We start from the raw sequence: 17,477 nt of genomic DNA, 5'->3' as shown, positions 1-17,477 counted from the left end.
TGTTCCTTTTTACTGTGAAGATGATTGACAATGCTTGTCCTTAGGAGGCGACACCGGAGACTTTAAATGCACCGACATGGAAGTCAAGTTTTCTTGCTAGCTCGGCCAAATCTTGGCTTGAATCTTCAAGGCGATGGCTATCTTCTAAGCCCGCTTGCACAGAGACATTAACAGTTTCCATATTCTGATTGATTTCATTGGCAACCGATGATTGCTCTTCTGTTGCTGCGGCCACATGGGTATTCAAATCAACGATCTGGCCGACCTGCTGGGTAATCCCCTGCAAAACAGATAAGGCTTGACCGGTTGCACTTGTGCCCCGTTGCGTCAGCTGACGACTGCGCTGCATCGCTTGGACTGCATTCTCGGCTTCTTGCTGTAATTGATTGATCGTGACTTGAATTTCATGGGTTGAGTGGGCTGTTTTTGTCGCTAAACCACGGACTTCATCGGCAACGATTGCGAACCCCCGACCGGCTTCACCCGCTCGTGCCGCTTCTATTGCTGCATTCAAGGCTAAAAGATTCGTTTGCTCTGAAATAGCACGGATCACATCCAGAACTGAAGCGATAGAGTCGGTGCGCTCAGCCAAGGCATGGATAGTGTGCGTTGCCTGCTCCATCTCATCATTGAGCTGATCGATGGTCCGACTGGCTTCTTGCAGCGTTTGCTGTCCAATCTGCGCCTCCTGATCGGCACGTGTCGCCGCCTGCTCTGCCTGGGCAGCATGGCGCGAGATTTCATGAATACTGGCGATCATTTGATTCATGGCTGTTGCAACCTGGATGGCCTGCCCACTCTGCTCTTGACCACGCTTTAAAGAAACCTTCGACTGACCTTCTAAACTGCTTGCCGACCCAGCAAGAGCCACCCCTGTTTGAACAACCTGACTAATAATCTGATCCAGCTTTTCTACAAAAGTATTAAAGGCAACAGAGATATTGCGTATTTCGTGCTGGCCAATGACGGGTAAGCGATGGGTTAAATCACCATCACCTTGAGAGATATTAGTTAAAGCCAACTCAAGACTTTTGAGAGGAGAAAACAAACGGCCAAGTAACCAAAAAAGAAGGCTAATACAGAGCAAAAAGATCAAGCTGATGGCCAGCAGCTGGGTCAAAAGAATGCCTCGAGCGGCGGTATCTACCTCCGTAATGGGAATACCTAGATCCAAGGCTCCCCAAAGGGCACCATGAACATAAACAGGCACCATAAGATCGTAAGCCCAGACATCCTGTAAATCCGCAAACCATCTTGAATATTGACTCTGACCATCACGTGCACCCGCGATCGTATAGTCATCGTTATAAGTTCGCCCAATACGTTCGGCATCACTATGTGCTACAGCCATAACATCGCGATTGATCAAAATGGCATAGCTAATATCAGGGCGTGCACCAAGCGTTTCGAGCCAGCTTTGCAAATCTTCTTCTGGCTGTGCGGCATTTTCAAGAATATAAACGGCCTGTTGAGCCAGCATTTCAGCCTGTGCTTGCGAGCGTTTTAAAATAATACGATCTATTTCATGATGAGAAATCATCGCAGTCGCCACCATACTTGCAACAGCAGCCAAAGCAAACATGCCGCATAAGATCAGAAGGAGCAGCTTTTTCATCTATTATCCATGCCTAAATGAGGGGGTATCAATATGAGATGCATCAGTGCCAAATCACGATTGCCAGTGAATTGAAACAAAGCCGCCACCCTATAGTGAGAAGAGAGTGTCATACAAGATAAAATCAGTAACATTGAGATAAAAAAAGTATGTCTGACTTATCAATAAATAAAGTGGGGTTTTAGTCTTTTTATAAATCTAATAAGAAAACGGTATAAATCATCTTCCCTCTTCAGAAGGCCTTAACTAGGGAGGTCACCATGCTAGAATTGGCCTTCTTTCATCATAAGGCAGAGAAGATGTCGAAGTGCTACTGTGGGCAAGCGCGCCCTTTTGAGACCTGCTGCGCGCCTCTGATTCGAGGTGAACGGATTGCAGCGACACCTGAGCTGTTGATGCGCTCGCGCTTTACTGCTTATCACCTTGGTGAGGCCGCTTATCTATTGGCAACCTGGCATCCAGAGACTCGCCCGAGTGAGCTGGATCTCAGCGATAGCCCAGCATGGCACAGCTTAAGAATCATCAGCAGCAAAACCAAAAAAGAGCGCGGGCAGGTGAAGTTTCGGGCTTTTTACGCCCAGGCTTCGTCTGCAGAATCGGCTCGCTCCCTAGGCTATTTGCAAGAAGAATCCCTGTTTCTCAAGGAGGCTGGGCGCTGGCTTTACCATTCGGCGTTGAGCCTTGAATCCTCACACTAGCCGATGCTTTCATCGCGCCTCTGCTCAACGCCGTATCAGCAAGCGCAGGAGTGCATCAGCGCGTTCATGCACCGCCATTCCAAGCCGCCGCGCGGTTTTGTGGGCCAGCCAGCAACAGCTGGGCGGTGCCAATACTGCGCTCACGAAAGCCAGCTTCACAATAAACCAGATAGTAGGTCCACATGCGTATAAAGTGCTCGTCATACCCTAGCGCGCGCACTTGATCCAGCTGCGCATCAAAACGCTCGCGCCAATCCGCCAGCGTTCGCGCATAATGCAAGCCGATTTCATCCAGATCGATCACATTAAGTTGGGTATGATCGGTCAACTGCACCATCAGTTCGGTGAGACTGGGTAAAAAGCCGCCTGGAAAGATAAACTTCTTGATAAAATCCATCCGTTTCACGCCCTGATGATAGCGCTGATCGCGTATCGTAATCGCCTGAATCAAGGCCAAGCCCTCAGGTTTTAACCGCGCGGCCAGGGTTTTCAGGTAAACAGGCAGAAAATCATGGCCCACGGCTTCGATCATCTCGATAGAGACCAGCTTGTCATACTGGCCGGTCAGATCACGATAATCCTCAAACAGCAGCTCGATGCGGTCCTCCAGTCCTGCGGCAGCAATCTTCTGCTGCGCATGCAGATACTGCTCTCGCGAGATGGTCGTGGTGGTCACCTTGCAGCCATAATGCTGCGCGGCGTAGATCGCCATGCCACCCCAGCCTGTTCCGATCTCCAGAAGATGATCCTCAGGCTGCAAATCCAGCTTGCGGGCAATCATCTCTAGCTTATAGGTCGAGGCGGTTTCGAGATCAGCTTCAGCATGAGGGTAGATCGCACTCGAATACATCTTGTGCTGACGATCAAGAAATAACCGAAAAAAATCATTGCCAAGATCATAGTGGGCCTGAATATTACGCCGTGATCCGGTTTTGGTATTGCGATTCACCCAGTGGGCCAACCGATGCATTGGCGTCAACCAGCGCTTGAGGGGATGATCTAACCCCTGCTGCAAGGCCTCAACCTGCGCGGCCAAAGCACGCAGTAAACCCAGCAGGTCCTCACAGCACCAGTGACCTTGAACATAGCCCTCGCCAACGGCCAAACTGCCACCCAGCAACAGTTCGCGCCACAAGCGCACTTCCTTGAGCTGCACCACAAAGCGTTGTTCAGGCTGAGCCTGCGCATCGCCCAAACGCCACTCCCCATCTTGATCCTGCACGCTGATCTGGATGTTTTTTAAACGGCTCAGGCTCTTGATCACCAGTTGGCGGGCCAAACGCACTGTCCAAGAGGTCGATTGATCCACGATTAAACAGGGCTCTTGTACTTTCATTGTTCGCTCTCCATCTCTCAAATCAAATGCGGGATCAGCGGTTGAATCCAGCTGGATGCCTTAGGTTTTGGCCTTTTTACGCGGATGCGGATAAATCGGGTTTTTCTTGAGCGCCAAGCGCAGAGCTTCAAAATGGATGCCGGCAATGACTTTGAGGCTCATCCAAGGGTGGCGCAGAAGATAACGGTATATTGAGCCTTTTAAATCGCCTTGATAGTGTAAGGTCAAGGTGGCATCAAAGGGCCGCGAACCATCAGGATCGATATTATCCATCTGCATCGTCAGCTGCTGTTGCGGCGAGTTAAAGCGCCAGCGATAGGTCTGCTCCATCGGATTAAAAGGCGAAACATGCTGCTGCTTGGTCAAGGTGGCTTGATGCTGCTGATCAGGATCACAGGCGGTGACATACACCTGCCGCTCCTGCCAAGGGATATTCGACACCTCTCCCAGCAAGGCCGCCAAACTGCCATCTGGGTGATAGCAGTAATAAAGACTAATCGGGTTAAAACACAGTCCGCCATAACGGAGATGCGTGAGCTGCATCACCGCGCCTTGAGGCCGAAAGCCCAGATGGGCCTCAACCTGCTGCAACACCGCTTCTTTAATCGGCAGATGATGCGGCGCCAGATAATCCTCGCGCCGCCATTGTACCCAGCGCCAGCGACGGCTGGGTTGCGCCCAAGGCTGCTGCGCAATCTGATCCAGATTCAGCCAAAACAAGGTCACTTGATAAGAAAAAGCATGCGCGCGCGGGGCAAAGCGTCGATGCCGCAGCTCGCCTTGATAGACGCCTGATTGCCAATGCGCCAACATCACCAGTCCACTCCCAACCGGCGTACGACATCCAGCGCACTGACCACGCCATCCTCATGAAACCCCTGTCCGCACCAAGCGCCACAGAACCAGGTTTGGCGTGCGCCATTGTGTTCGCGTATTGCCTGCTGAGCCGCAATGCCCGCACGGGTAAAGACAGGATGAGCAAAGGTATAGTGTCCCAGCACACGCTCTGGATCGATCGCCGAAGCATCATTCAGTGTCACACAGAAGGTGGTGCCCTGCTCGCGTAGGACAGGATCGTCTTCTAATCCCTGAAGACGATTCATGTTATAGGTCAGGCTGACCAGCGCTTGATCATCCGCCCCCGCGCTGAGTCGGCGCGGATCGCGGCGACGATAGTTCCAGCTGGCCCAAGCGCGCGACTGATTGGGCAGTAAACGCGTATCTGTATGCAAAAACACATCATTGCGTTGATAAGGCAAGGCACTCAGCGCCTGCACCTCCAGATCACTGGCATCCTTAAGCAGTGCCAAGGCCTGATCACTATGACAGGCCAGCACCACCTCATCATAACGCTCAATGCCCTGCGCAGAGATCACCTCGACTCCACCTGCCACGCGCCGAATGGATTCAACGGGACAGGCCAGGCGCAGCTGCTCGTGCACTGGGGCGAGTAGCGCCGGAATATAGCTTTGGCTGCCACCTTGAATGACGCGCCATTGAGGACGATTTTTCACACTCAACAAGCCGTGATTCTTGAAAAAGCGCACAAAAAAGACCAGTGGAAAGTCCTGCATGGCTTGTAGCCCCGAGGACCAGATGGCTGCCCCCATCGGGACCAGATAATCCTGCATAAAGCGCGCTGAATAGCCCTTACGCTGCAAATACTGGCCCAGCGTTTCATCGGCACTGAGTTGGCCGGCCGCCAGCTCTGCTGGGGCTTCACGATTAAAACGCAGAATATCGCGCAGCATCAGTAAAAAACTGGGGCGCAGCAGATTGCGCCGCTGAGCAAAGAGCGTATTCAGATTATGGCCATTGTATTCCAAGCCAGACACTTCACAGCTCACTGAGAAGCTCATCTCTGTTGGCTGCGAGGCAACACCCAGTTGATCCAACAGACGAATAAAATTCGGGTAGGTCCAGTCGTTAAACACGATAAATCCGGTATCGATCTGCCATGACTGGCCATGCAAGTGCACTTCACGCGTGGCCGTATGACCACCGGGGCGGTCTTCTGCTTCAAAGAGCGTGACACGATGGCGTCGCGCCAGCAGATGGGCTGCGGTCATGCCTGCTATTCCTGCCCCGATCACCGCTATCAAACGGCCACTTTCCATGCACTTCTCCTTTGAAACTCAGTTTAAACGGCCATACGTTGCTTGAGTTGTTTGATGGCCCAGCCCATCAGCGGAAGATGCTGATACAACAGCTGCCCAGCATCAAAATAATCACGATGATGCAAGACTTGATCATCCTGCCAGTCAAGACGACTCGCCCCTTCTACCTCAATCGGCTGGCCTTTTTGCAAACGCCGATGCTGGTACACCATACGCCAGTCCACCCAGACTCGATCCGCTTGTATCACAGGCGCAGCAAAGTGAAATTGGATGGATTCCACCCCAGCATAAAGACCATCAAAATAACGCACCAAAGCTGGCACACCGACAATGCGATGCAGAGGGTCCTCAAATATGGCGTCCTGATGATAAAAATCAGCCAAGCGCGGCGTCGAATTTTTGTCTAACTCTTGATAAAAGTCAAAGAATTCTTGAACACGAGTGTGACAAGGCATACGTAGCTCCATCGATTGATATTGCGTTGTTTGATGGAGACTAGCCTAAAAAAGTTCATCAGACCAGCGAGATAAAACTTTGACTGTCTAGTTTTTGTATAGCCTAATCCCATCCGCAGAGGCCTCTCCAAGGCTGCTTTTGTTCACCCTCAGCCTAGTCCCACTCTTCTTTTCTGAGCAAGATCGCTATACTAGGCGTCATTGATACTCCTCACTGCCCTGCCCACTGCGGCAGGCTGAACAATAAGGAATCCAGCCATGCTTCGGATCACTCGCTTTGCAAAAATTTTGGGATTCAGCGCCAGCCTTGGTGTGCTGGCACTGATGTCAGGTTGTAGTGATGATGACGATCAGGGGTCAACACCCACGGCTTCTGGTTCAGCTGATTTAAGTGTGATTTTTGCCCACCATGCTGTCACTTTAAAGGGCTGTGCAACCTGCCATAGCCCACCAGCAGGCAGCGAAGCAGCAGGCCCAGATCTCAGCACAGCAGCCACTTTTCACCGTGATCTCGTCAGTAAAGACTATGCCTCTTTTCCAAATTGGGGGGGCTTAGATCGCACGGCCAACTGTGCAGAAGATCATCTGTTCGTCGATCCAGCAGGAACAGCAACCAGTTTTTCAACACTGCTGGCGGCTCTAGCATCGAACCATCAAATCCCTGGCTGCACGAGCTCACTCAGCGTTCATGCCACTCAAGTCAGGGCTGATCGTCGCGCCGTACTGGTCGAGGACTTAGTGTTGTGGATTAACGCTGGTGCTCCAGCACCACGCTAAACCCGCTGCCATAGAACAACAAGGAGTGATGTGATGACCGAGCCGCGCCCTGCTGCTGATCAACCTGCTGCCTCAAAGCCGACGCCACGTCGGCGGCGCTGGCATCCTTGGCGCTGGCTGGCAGCCTTGATCCTGCTGCCGTTGCTGCTGGTCTTGGTCAGCTATCTGACGCTGCGCTCCCCCTTGATGGAAAAGTGGTTGTGGCCACTGGCGCAAAAACGACTCGCTGATCACACTGGCCTGCAGATCGATCTCGCTCGGCTGCGCATTGATCTGCTCGGCCAGATCCAGCTGGAAGGCGTGCGCATCACACCTGTTGCCCCCACCGCCGACTGCGCCGATTTTGATCTGCGCTTGCAGAGTCTGACGCTGGATTGGCAACTCAAGCCGCTGTTACAGCGCCATCTGGTCATCAATCAGTTTGCCCTGCGCCAGCTGGATGCGCGTGGCTGTTTATCCTTACAGCTGGATGCTGAACCCGTGGTACCGCCTCCAGCCCAGCCTAGCCCCACACCTGAAGCCCAGTTTGCCGATCTCTGGCAGACTCTGACCCAGCTACCGCTGACCTTCTCTATCGAGCAGCTTCTGCTGGAAGATCTGCAAGCCGATGTCGATCTGCGCTTGCCCGAACAAGGTCTGCAACTTCGCTGGACTGGGCACTGGGAGCTAGCGAGCCAATTGAGTTGGCAAGGGCAGCAGTTACGCGGCCAGCTGCAAAGCCAGTTGGATTCTGCTGCGCCGCTACAACTCATTCAACAGCAGCTCAGCCAACATTCACTCAACCAACAGCCACTTAACCAACAACAGCCAGAACACCAGCTTGAGCTGACTCTGCATCCGAGTTTTGATCTGGATCTGAACTGGCAACTCCATGCCGCCGGTGCCGAGATCAACATCCGTCAGCTGGCGCTGCAAAGCGGTGCGATGGATCTACACCAACAGCAAGCGGAGCAGCAACTTGTTTGGCAGAGCGAGGGGTATCAACTGCGTGTCAGGGCACCTGAGCCCTTGCGGCTAACACCTACACCGCAACTGGCGCTCGCACTCCAGCTTGAAGTTTTAAGTCAGCTTGGTCGCAGCGAGCTACACTGGCAAATCGCCCAACATCAGCTAACGACGCAGCTCGCCCATCAACTTCAGCTGCGTGCGCAGGGTGAACTACAGCTGGATGCGCTCGATCCTGCCGCTTGGCACCTTTATCTGGCGCAAGAGCTCGAAGTGAACCAACTGGCCCTCACTCTCCCTGAGGGCGAGCTGGCACTAGAGCAGTTCACTCTCAGGCTGGATCTCGAACAGCCTCGCGCCAGCGGTCAGCTCCACGCCAGTTTGGATCAACAGCTGCAACAGCTCAGCACCAGCTGGAGTGCGCCTTTAGAGCAGCAGTCTTTCCAACTCAGCAGTTTTGTTGACTGGCATCAGCTGCTTGGCCAGCTGGATCTGGCGCTGCACCTCAATCACACTCCCTTCTGGACACTCGAGACGCAGCTGATTCCTGAGCAGCAGGCGTGGCAGCACCAGCTCACCAGCCACCTGCAACTGGATACAGCCCTGCTTGAATGGATCGATGCCAGCCAAGCGCGCGCCACACGCGCACTCGAGGCAGCAGAAGAGCCGAGAAGGGTGGATGCAGGCGCTCTGCTTGATCTTGCCGCATGGGGGGGCTGGCATGCTCAGCTGGATCTTCAGCAACAACTGGCCTATCAAGACACCTTCAGCGTGAACCCGATCCAGCCAGAGCAGCTTCAAGCCTATCATGCCACGCTGGATTTCTCGCTGGTGTCCTCGACGACTCAGGATCGCCTCAGCCTAGCCCAGCCGCTGCGCCTTCAGCTGGCGCTGGATCTGCCTTTGACCCACTTCGCGCCCCAACTGAACTGGCAGTTTGATCTGCCAGCGCTGAAAAGTGAAGGACTGACCATGCCGCTCCAGCTTGCAGCTCAGAGCACTCTTGCCGCTGATTTTGGTCAGCTGTCTTGGCTCGATCTAGCAGAGCGGCCTATCGAATCTCAGCTGAGTGGATTACAACACCTGGAGATCACCAGCCAGATTCATGCCCAGCAGCATCCTTTACTGGATTTGGCCCTGAGCCTGCAGCAGCAGCCCCATCAACTGGGCTGGCAACACCAGCTCACGCTCGGCTGGCATCCACGCTGGCTAGATCTTCTAGCAGAAGCCGATCGCCTTGCCCTGTGGAACGAGCTGGAGCTACCTACCAGCCTGTGGGATCAACTCAGCGCACTCAGCCCTGTCACGCTGGAGCATCAGCTACAACTGGCGCTGGATCTGCCTTGGCCTCATGTCTTGACTGAGGCCGCCCAAGCTTGGCTGAGCGATCCCCAATGGCCGCAACAGGCCGGACTGACACTGGACGAACAACTGATCATTCATCCAGTAAGCGGACTAGACTGGCAGCTGGCGGCCCCCAGCGGCTGGCAACACCAGCTCGCTTGGCAACCCGAAGCCGCGCACTGGCAAGGCGAATATCAACTCGGCGCGCTGAACCTTGATCAGCAACTACAAGGCGAAGCCCTGGCCGTCCAGCTCAACCTGCACACGCAAGCGCAAGCCGGACACCCCCCGCATGCCCTGCAGCTGAATCTGCAAGGCCGAGGTGACACCCTCGCAGCCTATCTGCCGCACATCTTGGCCGCAGCCGACAGCAGAGCGACAGACACCCCATCAGCCAGTCCCTGGCTGGCCCTGCATCCCCTGCTCTTTCCTCTGGAGCTGAACCTCGATGCCCAATGGGATGCCGCACTCACTCAACTTCAGATCCATGATTTCAGCCAGAGTCTGGGCCGCGGCTGGCTGAGCCATCAGCTCGAAGGTGAATTACAGCTTGATGGACAGGCTGCGGATCTGCGTGGTGATCTACGCCTGAGTCCGCGCGCTGGCCTGGCGGATCAGCTGCTGGCACTGGAAGGATCAGGAGAATTACGCCTGCCTTGGTCCTTGATCAGTCAGGATCAACAGCTGTTTTCTTTACAGGCTCAGCTGGTTTTTGATCAGCTACATCTGCAACTCGGTGATTGGGCTTTGGATGATCTACACGGCCATCTGCAACTCGATCAAGAGCTGCGCCTCTTACCGGATCAACGCTTGGCCTTTGCTTATCTGCTGACGCCTGAGCCTTTCCAACGTGTTGATTTCCAACAAGTGGAGCCCTTCCTCGGTCAGCGTCCACAGGTGCGTTTTGCACAGCTGCGCTCCCCACATCTGCCACCTATCGGCCCCCTTCAGGCTCGCCTGCCCATCCAGCAGAACTTATTGCGCCTGCAGGATTTCAGTCTTGGACTGCTCGGCGGCCAGATGGCCGGACACTTTTATCTGGATACCCGCCCCGGTGCTTGGCGCATTGGGCTGTTGAGCCGTATCGCTCAGGTCGATCTGCGGCCGCTGCTGCCCAATACCCAGCTCAGTGGACAAGCCCCCATCAGCGCCCGCACCGCTATTGAACTGGATTTAGCGCAACGCCTGCTGGAAGGCCGGATCGATGTGACGGATATCACCCGCACTCAGCTGTTACAACTGCTGGAATTGATTGATCCTGACTATCAGGAAGACCAGATCAACAGCGCCCGCTCGGCACTGCGCCTGGCCCACCCGCAAAGAGTGACGCTAGCGATGCGCTATGGTCTGCTCGATATGGATCTTCAGTTATCGCTCTTCAATGAGCCCTTGCGCCTGCGCGGATTACCGCTGACTGGCTTAATTGAACGCTTTGCCGAAGAGGCACTGATGCTACCCGATCAGCTGCCACTCGAAGCGCCCCCTGCCCCTGAATTCTTGTAAGTTGGAGTATTGCTGATGCTGAAATCTCTGCTGTTCTTGTCGACTCCTGAGCGCCACTGGCGGCGACTGCGCAGTGCTATGGCGCTGCTGCTCCTGCTCCAGCTGACTGGCTGCGCCAACTTCCTCAGCAACCTGGTGCCGGATGTGTATCTGGTGGATCGGCATACGGTGATGGAAGCCGATGCGGCGGGTGCCTGGCCAGATTTAGAAGCCCGCCTGCTCTATGGTGATTTGGCGACGGGGCCGCTGCCCTTGGTTGAGCAGGGCGAAGGACTGGAGCAGCATCCAGATCTACAACTGCTGAATGCTGAGTTTCCTCAGTCCACCCCGCGCTAGGAGAAGATCATGGCCTCTTGGATAGGTCGCGGTTATCTGATCGCCGCGCTGAGCTTGACCCCGCTGGCTTCTGCGCTGGCACAGGAAGTAGATTGGCGCCACAACCGCCTTTTGAGCCTCGAAAAAATTACCGTCGGACCGGCTGATAACTACCAGTCACAGCTGGATGGACAGCGCTTATTTTTTACTCGCCATGCCAACCTGCTGCCTCAGCTGATGGAACAGCAGCGCGCCGATGGCCGCCTGCGTCAGCTGCTGCCCGATGAGTATGACAGCAAGGACCCTGCACTTTCACCTGATGGGCGCTGGCTGGCCTTAACCAGCTTTCGCCGCTCCGCCTTGGGTGATATCTGCCTGATTGATCCCAACAGGCCGCGCTCAAGCTTTCGTTGTCTGACCTCTGCTGATCAGCGCCAACGCCACCCCTTCTGGCTGGATGCGAACACCCTGGGCTTTGTACAAACACAAGGAGATCAGCAACAAATCTGGGCTTATCACCTGCCTTCTGATCAGCAAGAACTGCTGCTGGCTGGGCAGTTTGCCGCCGTCAACGCCAGCCCAGATGGACGCTATCTGATCTACCAGCAACGCAGCGCCAGCCCAGCTCGAAGCACCAGCACAGAAAACGCGGCGGGCCTGTTTCTCTATGATCGTCAGCAGCAGCGAGAATACGGGCCTTTGCAGCTCGATCTACCCGGTTTAACTGGCTATATGCTGATGGATGCGGATCAGCAATGGCTCTATTTCAGTCATTATTTAAACGACACCAGCGGCGATCAGCAGATCGATGCCGAAGACCATAGTGTGATTTTTCGCCTGCCCGTCAGCGCCTTCTGGTCTAACTCCACTCAGCGCTGGCATCCAGAGCAGCTGACCTCAGTGGCGCAGAACTGTAACTTTCCCAGTCTGGCCGACACCTGGCTTTATGTGACCTGCGCTTTTGAGGGGTCGCTGGATATCTATCGCCTGCCGATCAGTGGTTTGGTGCCCACCCACTGGGGTCGAGCAGAACTCGAGCAGGCCCATCAGCAAGCGAGCCGTTATGAAGACCGTCTGCTGTTGCTCAATCGCCTGCGCGCTCTGGCCAGCACCGCCGAGGCCCCGTGGCTGCTCGAGCGCCAGCTGAGTAACCACCTCGCGCTCGATGAGTTTACGGCAGCGGACTACTATTTGGCCCAACTGCAAAGCCTGAGCCAACAGCAGCATCCCGCCAATGAGGTTCAGTTTTTTGGACAGCTGAGAGACTGGCTGGCCCTTCAAGCCGAAGCCCGCCAGCAGCCCCAGGGTCAGCTCAGCGCGCAATTTCGTCGCCGCCTCCGCGAGGCCGAGGCCAGGCTACAAGCCGATCAGCCAGATCAGGCTTTTTTTGCCGCTGGCATCAGCCTGCTGCGTGGTGACAGAGCCACCAGTCTGACACAGCTCCACAACTGGGGATTGGATCAGGCCCAGCATCCACTTCAGGTGTATCTGGCACTGGAGTGGGTCCAGCGTCTGCAAGTTGAACCTGATGAGCAGCTTGCATGGCTGATTGCGGCCGCCCGACATCCACTCATTGATGAACAGGCGCAGCTGTTTTATACCTATCAAGCCCTGAGACATCTTCAGGCCAGTGCCGCACGCAGAGGTGAGACACAGGCCTTAGCACCCTTGATCGCGCTAGAAGCTGAACTGACCCATCCTCAATTACAAGCGCTGGTCGCCAACGAGCAGGACCTGTTGCGCCTGATCCAGAGCGACGTCAGCGAACAGCGGGTCATCTATCGGCGCATCAGCCAGCGCCTTGCGGCTTGGCAACACCAGCCAGCTTGGCGACGTGCTGGCCATCTGCGCGCGATTCAACGTATGGGGCTGGCGCAGGAATATGATCTGATGGAGCTGATGTCGCGCCACTGGCTCACACAAACCCAGCTTGATGATGTCGGCTTTGCGGCCACCGCCGATCAATATGCACTGATCAATCTTGAACGCGGTTATGCTGCTTGGCAGGCGGGGCACTCAGCTGCCGCGCTGAATACCTTTTATGCTGTCAGCCGCCAGACGAATGATCTTGAAGCCCTCTATAATCTGGTCAATCTGGGCGAGCAGGTTCCGGCCCTCAATGCGCGCTTAGAACTGCTGCTGAATCAGCTGGAGGCTGAGCAGCTGATTGGTCACCATCTTGTCTTTGTGGAGGCCTTAAGACGCCTGAATCAGCTGCCCCCGCTGGCTGAGCTGAATGAAGCGCAAGCCCGAGAAGCGCGCCGTACCTTGGAAGCAGTAATCACACAACTCAGTGATTTTCGCGCCCAAGGGCGAGATCAGGGGGTAGCGGATCTGCTGCTGGCCAGCAGTTATCAACGTCTACTGCTGCTGAATCAGCAAGGCTATCGCTTTGATCGCGATCTATTCCAGCTGGCCCACTATCATTCAATGCTGGCTCTCGATCTTGCTTGGCAGCATCCTCGGCTTGAGGCCGCGCTGCTGAATAACCTTGGCCAGCTGCATATGAGCGTGCGCAACTATGGCTTGGCAGCCGATTTTTTTGCTCAGCGGGCTCAGCTGCCCTTTTTGCTACCCGAGGATGAAATCTGGCTGCGTTGGCGGCTGGCACGCGCCTACTTCTATACCAATCGCTTTCAGGCGGCGGCCAACGAAGCAGAACAGGCTTATCAACTTGCCCAAACCCTGCTGCCAGCAGCAGAACAGCGTCCCCTACAAGAACGGGCTGCTTTTTATCAGCTTCAAGCCCATAACTGGGATGCAGCCACACCTGCCTATCGCGAACTCCTTCAAGCCGCTGATTTACCAGCTGAACTTCAGGCTCAAGCTTGGGTCAATCTGGGCTACAGCCAGTTCAAACAAGGCGAGGGTGCCGCAGCACAGCGCAGCCTGTTGACGGCGCTGGATCACTTGGCAAAGCTGCCCCCACGCGCGCCTGTGGCAGGACAGCTTGCTGGTTTTGAGCCGCTGCGTCTGACTTGGCAGGTGTATGGTCTACTCGCGCAAACACCCGCCAGCCCCGAGCAGCGCCAAGCCTGGTTGGAGGCACGCTTGGCCGCGCTGCAGCAAGCGCCACAGCTGGATTTTGCCGGACTTGATGCACGCGGACAGCTTGAAATGCAAGTCTTCACCCGCGTACAGCTGCTGGTGCTGCAGGCAGATCAAGCTGATGCTGACGGGGTGCAGAGGCGACTGAACGAAATCCACAGTGATCTAGGTCGCTGGTTAAGCAGCGGTGCCCCCGCCGGCAGCCCAGTGATGCTCAATAGTCTGCATCAGGCGCTGAGCCTGCTGAGCCTCGCACCGGATCTGACCCATCAGCATCTTGCGCCCTTCGCTTCATTGGTGGAGCAGGTGATTGAACAGCTGACCCTGACGCCAGTCACACCGAGCGTACAAGTGGCACAGCAGGCCCGCCTGCGGCTACTGCTGGATCTAGCGCGGCAGCGTCAGGGGTTGATGTCGTTAGAGGAATTGGAGGCGGCCTATCAAGCCCAACGACACCAGCCCAGTTGGCAGCAGCTGCAAAACGAGCGGCCAGATCTTGCTGCAGAGCTGAGCGCCCGTCAGCAAGGCTTACTGGCTTGGGCACAAGGCCAATCACGCTAGCCTATTGATGGCCACCCTGACGAAACAAAACCTCAGCCAAGGCCAAGGGCAGCGCCGATGAGGTGCTGTACCCAATCCACCAAGGCTGAGTGGCGGTGGCGCGCAGTAGCCAAGGCAAGGGGAGAACCTGCTGATCATCCAGTGTTTGCGGAGGACAGGGACAGATCAGCCAAGCACTATAAGTCGGCGTTGATGGCCGATCTGCCTTGGTGATCTGGGCGGCCTGCGCCCCCAAGGCTGGATCAAGGATCAGTTCGATGAGCTGAGTCTGCGCAGCAACAGGCTGCGTGAGCCAGGTCTTCCAATCTGGTTGCCAGCGGGCCAGCTCGGCAGCAGACATAAAAAAAGCCGCACAAGGCAGCAGACGACCCGAGACAAACAGCTGCTGCGCTCGCGAGCAGCCATCTTGCTCCTGCGCCAGCCACGGCAGCACATCCTGCCAAGGATAGCTATGGCGCACCTGACTGGCGGCCAGCAGCAGTGGCTGAGAAGGCTCAGCCAGGAGGCGCACCAGCTTCATGCTGTTTGCGCTCCAGCACGGCGCTGCCACCAATCCTGCATCAAGGCATGAAGATCCAAGAGCGTGACACCCTGCCCTTGCCACTCAAACACCGCTTCAGCCTGCGCACCTAAGGTCGAGATCAGGCTCGAAGAAGGCGGCTGCAAGCGGTCCTCACTGAGGTCGATCACATCCATCAAGGACCCAACGCGCAGGACAACGGCCTGCTGCTGTTCATCGACCCGCGCCTGACACAAGAGCAAGGCCGCTTGAAAAGCCCCTTCTCCTGGTGAAGACGTCACAGACAGCCCAAGCAAGGACTCGGCCTGCCAGACAGGGTAAAGCTGCCCTCTGAGCGTTAAAACGCCTTCTACCGACTGATCCTGACCGGGCAGGGCAAAAACGGCCTGCTGGGCTGATAGCACCTCTTTGACTTGACCACCGCGCAGCGCAAAGACATCGCCACCCAAGGTAAACACCACAAGCTGCACTTGTGGCTGATCGACTTCAACCACCTGCGTCTGCTCGCGCTGGGCCAAAAAGGCGGCTAAATCAGCTTCCGGTGTCATGGCGCACCTCCAGCAAAACAGTATTGCGTCCACGTTTCTTCGCTTCATACAACTGCTGATCCGCAGCAATTCTCAAGCCTTCGGCGCTCTGATGACCAGGATAACAGCTGATCCCTGCACTGAATGTCACGCGAAAACGGGCCTGCTCCGCACTGAACTCCAGCTGAGAAAAATCTTCTCGCAGTTGATTCACCAGCCCCTCAGCCACACTCGGGGTCACCTCTTTTAAAACCAGTGCAAACTCTTCACCACCAAAGCGACCAATAATATCGTTTTCGCGCAGTCGGTGTTTCAGCACCCGCGCCAGCGCTACCAAAACCTGATCACCCGCCAGATGTCCATAGGTATCATTAACCTTTTTAAAGTGATCCAGATCGAGCATCACCATCGCCAGACGAGTCTGCTGACGTTTGGCCTGCGCCAGTGCCTGCTCTAGTAGCTCACTGGTGGTGGTGTGGTTATAGAGGCCTGTGAGGCTGTCCTTGACCATCAGCGCACGCAGTGTGCGCATTCTTTCTGCACGTAACACCACTGCCTGCACCAGATCTTCAGGTACGACTGGCTTGGTGATAAACCCCTCGACACCGGCCCGCATGGCTGAAAACTGTTTACGCCGATTGGTTTCGGATGACAGATAAACAATCGGTAGACCAATAAACTCAGGGAACTGACGAATCACCGCGGTCAACTGCTCGCCATTGCAATGGGGCATGTAATAGTCGACCAGCACCAGATCCGGCATAAACTGGCGCAGCATCTCTAGAATCTGCTGTGGCTGGCTAATCTGCTGCACCTGCATACCGGCTTCTTCAAGGAGCAAGGCGTGATAATTGGCCACTTCTGGCTCATCATCGACAATCAGGATGCGCAGTGGCTCTGCCAGCTGCTTCTCGACCAACAAATCCAGCGCAGCGGCGATCTCAAGTGGACGCGCGGGTTTAAGAAAGTAAGACGAGCACCCTGCCTTGACCGCACTCAAGCGTGCCTCAAAATCTCCCTTGCCGGAGAGCACGATCGCGGGCAAGGGGCGCCCGATCTGCTCGGCCAGTTCACGCAAGGTATCCGTGCCGGCTGTCCGCCCTTGTGGAAACTGCACATCCATAATCACCGCATTGGGTGGTTGACGCTCAACGGCCTGTTTAAAATCCTGAATTTCGGTAAAGCTATGCACGCGATAGCCCAAACAGCTGAGTTGATAGGCCAGATAACGCATGGCCTCTGGCTCATCATCACACAGATACACCAGCGGCGGCCCTTGCGGCGTCTTCTCTTCAGGCAGGGTTTCCAAATCCAAAAAAGGCACCTGCGCTGGATGTTCATTACGCAGATCGGTATAAATCAAAATTTGTGCTTGCGCGATCAACTGATGAATCAAGGCTTCAATATTCACCAAGGCCGTCTGCGCCAAGGGTTGTGTTTCAGGCAGATCGAGTAGCTGCTGCGCATAGTCTTCTGCCTCTCCAGCGACGACAGCCAACTCATTAAAACCAAAGGAGTCTCCGGTGCCTTTTAAGCTATGAAAAGCGCGGTGCAGCTCGACTAGCGCAATACGGTTTTGTTCACTATCTAAACTGAGCTGCTGAAACTGGGCCTGAGCCGTTTCAAGACGCTGCGGAAGCTGGCCAACAAAGGTGGCCCGCAAACGGGCAATTTTCTCTTGAAGGCTCGATTTAGGGCGGGTCATAAACACTCCTC

At 55.4% G+C, this 17,477-nt stretch carries 13 protein-coding genes; 5 read left to right on the top strand and 8 right to left on the bottom strand.

The features are described from left to right. Positions 1-40: 40 nt before the first annotated feature. Positions 41-1,615: a methyl-accepting chemotaxis protein gene (locus V6U78_RS07035; RefSeq protein ID WP_405338846.1), complete on the bottom strand. Its 1,575-nt coding sequence runs from the start codon at positions 1,613-1,615 to the stop codon at positions 41-43. A gap of 260 nt (positions 1,616-1,875) precedes the next feature. Here V6U78_RS07035 and V6U78_RS07030 point away from each other — a divergent pair, with 260 nt between their 5' ends. Then, positions 1,876-2,313, top strand: a complete 438-nt coding sequence (locus tag V6U78_RS07030; protein WP_405338844.1) for a YchJ family protein — start codon at positions 1,876-1,878, stop codon at positions 2,311-2,313. 64 nt (positions 2,314-2,377) lie between these two features. Here V6U78_RS07030 and V6U78_RS07025 read toward each other — a convergent pair whose 3' ends face one another. The 4 genes from V6U78_RS07025 to V6U78_RS07010 are packed head-to-tail and all read right to left on the bottom strand — an operon-like array spanning position 2,378 to position 6,221. Beyond that, positions 2,378-3,649 (bottom strand): class I SAM-dependent methyltransferase, encoded by a 1,272-nt coding sequence (locus V6U78_RS07025; RefSeq protein ID WP_405338842.1) that lies wholly within the window; start codon positions 3,647-3,649, stop codon positions 2,378-2,380. A 60-nt stretch (positions 3,650-3,709) separates the two neighbouring features. Continuing rightward, a complete protein-coding gene (locus V6U78_RS07020) occupies positions 3,710-4,462 on the bottom strand; it encodes a DUF1365 domain-containing protein (protein WP_405338840.1) in 753 nt (250 codons plus the stop codon). Further along, the gene (locus tag V6U78_RS07015; protein WP_405338838.1) at positions 4,462-5,766 is read right to left on the bottom strand and encodes an NAD(P)/FAD-dependent oxidoreductase; all 1,305 of its coding nucleotides are present in this window, start codon (positions 5,764-5,766) and stop codon (positions 4,462-4,464) included. Before V6U78_RS07015 ends, V6U78_RS07020 begins: the two co-directional genes overlap by 1 nt. 23 nt (positions 5,767-5,789) lie before the next feature. Continuing rightward, positions 5,790-6,221 carry a nuclear transport factor 2 family protein gene (locus tag V6U78_RS07010; protein ID WP_405338836.1) on the bottom strand — a complete coding sequence of 144 codons (432 nt, stop codon included), beginning with the start codon at positions 6,219-6,221 and terminating at the stop codon, positions 5,790-5,792. A gap of 258 nt (positions 6,222-6,479) precedes the next feature. Between V6U78_RS07010 and V6U78_RS07005 the strand changes: the two genes are divergently transcribed. From V6U78_RS07005 to V6U78_RS06990, 4 genes are read left to right on the top strand one after another with little or no spacing between them, the layout of a single operon-like run. After that, complete coding sequence (locus V6U78_RS07005) at positions 6,480-6,998, top strand: hypothetical protein (RefSeq protein ID WP_405338834.1); 519 nt, start codon at positions 6,480-6,482, stop codon at positions 6,996-6,998. Between the two features lie 33 nt (positions 6,999-7,031). Beyond that, positions 7,032-10,790, top strand: coding sequence for a hypothetical protein (locus V6U78_RS07000; protein ID WP_405338832.1), 3,759 nt, complete (start codon positions 7,032-7,034; stop codon positions 10,788-10,790). A 15-nt stretch (positions 10,791-10,805) separates the two neighbouring features. Further along, positions 10,806-11,126 (top strand): hypothetical protein, encoded by a 321-nt coding sequence (locus tag V6U78_RS06995; protein WP_405338830.1) that lies wholly within the window; start codon positions 10,806-10,808, stop codon positions 11,124-11,126. A 9-nt stretch (positions 11,127-11,135) separates the two neighbouring features. After that, positions 11,136-14,714: a hypothetical protein gene (locus V6U78_RS06990; RefSeq protein ID WP_405338828.1), complete on the top strand. Its 3,579-nt coding sequence runs from the start codon at positions 11,136-11,138 to the stop codon at positions 14,712-14,714. 1 nt (position 14,715) lies between these two features. On the opposite strand, the gene V6U78_RS06985 is transcribed toward V6U78_RS06990, so the two are convergent. From V6U78_RS06985 to V6U78_RS06975, 3 genes are read right to left on the bottom strand one after another with little or no spacing between them, the layout of a single operon-like run. Continuing rightward, the gene (locus tag V6U78_RS06985) at positions 14,716-15,234 is read right to left on the bottom strand and encodes a hypothetical protein (protein ID WP_405338826.1); all 519 of its coding nucleotides are present in this window, start codon (positions 15,232-15,234) and stop codon (positions 14,716-14,718) included. Next, on the bottom strand, positions 15,231-15,782 hold the full coding sequence (locus V6U78_RS06980) for a chemotaxis protein CheW (RefSeq protein WP_405338824.1): 552 nt from the start codon (positions 15,780-15,782) through the stop codon (positions 15,231-15,233). The genes V6U78_RS06985 and V6U78_RS06980 overlap by 4 nt, the downstream gene beginning before the upstream one ends. Continuing rightward, the gene (locus V6U78_RS06975; protein WP_405338823.1) at positions 15,766-17,466 is read right to left on the bottom strand and encodes a diguanylate cyclase; all 1,701 of its coding nucleotides are present in this window, start codon (positions 17,464-17,466) and stop codon (positions 15,766-15,768) included. Before V6U78_RS06975 ends, V6U78_RS06980 begins: the two co-directional genes overlap by 17 nt. Between the last annotated feature and the right edge of the window lie 11 nt (positions 17,467-17,477).

The organism is Marinospirillum alkalitolerans (assembly GCF_045055655.1).
Lineage (GTDB): Bacteria > Pseudomonadota > Gammaproteobacteria > Pseudomonadales > Halomonadaceae > Marinospirillum > Marinospirillum alkalitolerans.
Note: the sequence above shows the minus strand (reverse complement) of the source record. Positions and strands in the feature narration are given on the sequence as shown.

Bases quoted from the DNA above. Each gene is read 5' to 3' on its own strand.
- V6U78_RS07035 (WP_405338846.1), bottom strand. From the start codon at position 1,615: ATGAAAAAGCTGCTCCTTCTGATCTTATGCGGCATGTTTGCTTTGGCT.
- V6U78_RS07030 (WP_405338844.1), top strand. From the start codon at position 1,876: ATGCTAGAATTGGCCTTCTTTCATCATAAGGCAGAGAAGATGTCGAAG.
- V6U78_RS07025 (WP_405338842.1), bottom strand. From the start codon at position 3,649: ATGAAAGTACAAGAGCCCTGTTTAATCGTGGATCAATCGACCTCTTGG.
- V6U78_RS07020 (WP_405338840.1), bottom strand. From the start codon at position 4,462: ATGTTGGCGCATTGGCAATCAGGCGTCTATCAAGGCGAGCTGCGGCAT.
- V6U78_RS07015 (WP_405338838.1), bottom strand. From the start codon at position 5,766: ATGGAAAGTGGCCGTTTGATAGCGGTGATCGGGGCAGGAATAGCAGGC.
- V6U78_RS07010 (WP_405338836.1), bottom strand. From the start codon at position 6,221: ATGCCTTGTCACACTCGTGTTCAAGAATTCTTTGACTTTTATCAAGAG.
- V6U78_RS07005 (WP_405338834.1), top strand. From the start codon at position 6,480: ATGCTTCGGATCACTCGCTTTGCAAAAATTTTGGGATTCAGCGCCAGC.
- V6U78_RS07000 (WP_405338832.1), top strand. From the start codon at position 7,032: ATGACCGAGCCGCGCCCTGCTGCTGATCAACCTGCTGCCTCAAAGCCG.
- V6U78_RS06995 (WP_405338830.1), top strand. From the start codon at position 10,806: ATGCTGAAATCTCTGCTGTTCTTGTCGACTCCTGAGCGCCACTGGCGG.
- V6U78_RS06990 (WP_405338828.1), top strand. From the start codon at position 11,136: ATGGCCTCTTGGATAGGTCGCGGTTATCTGATCGCCGCGCTGAGCTTG.
- V6U78_RS06985 (WP_405338826.1), bottom strand. From the start codon at position 15,234: ATGAAGCTGGTGCGCCTCCTGGCTGAGCCTTCTCAGCCACTGCTGCTG.
- V6U78_RS06980 (WP_405338824.1), bottom strand. From the start codon at position 15,782: ATGACACCGGAAGCTGATTTAGCCGCCTTTTTGGCCCAGCGCGAGCAG.
- V6U78_RS06975 (WP_405338823.1), bottom strand. From the start codon at position 17,466: ATGACCCGCCCTAAATCGAGCCTTCAAGAGAAAATTGCCCGTTTGCGG.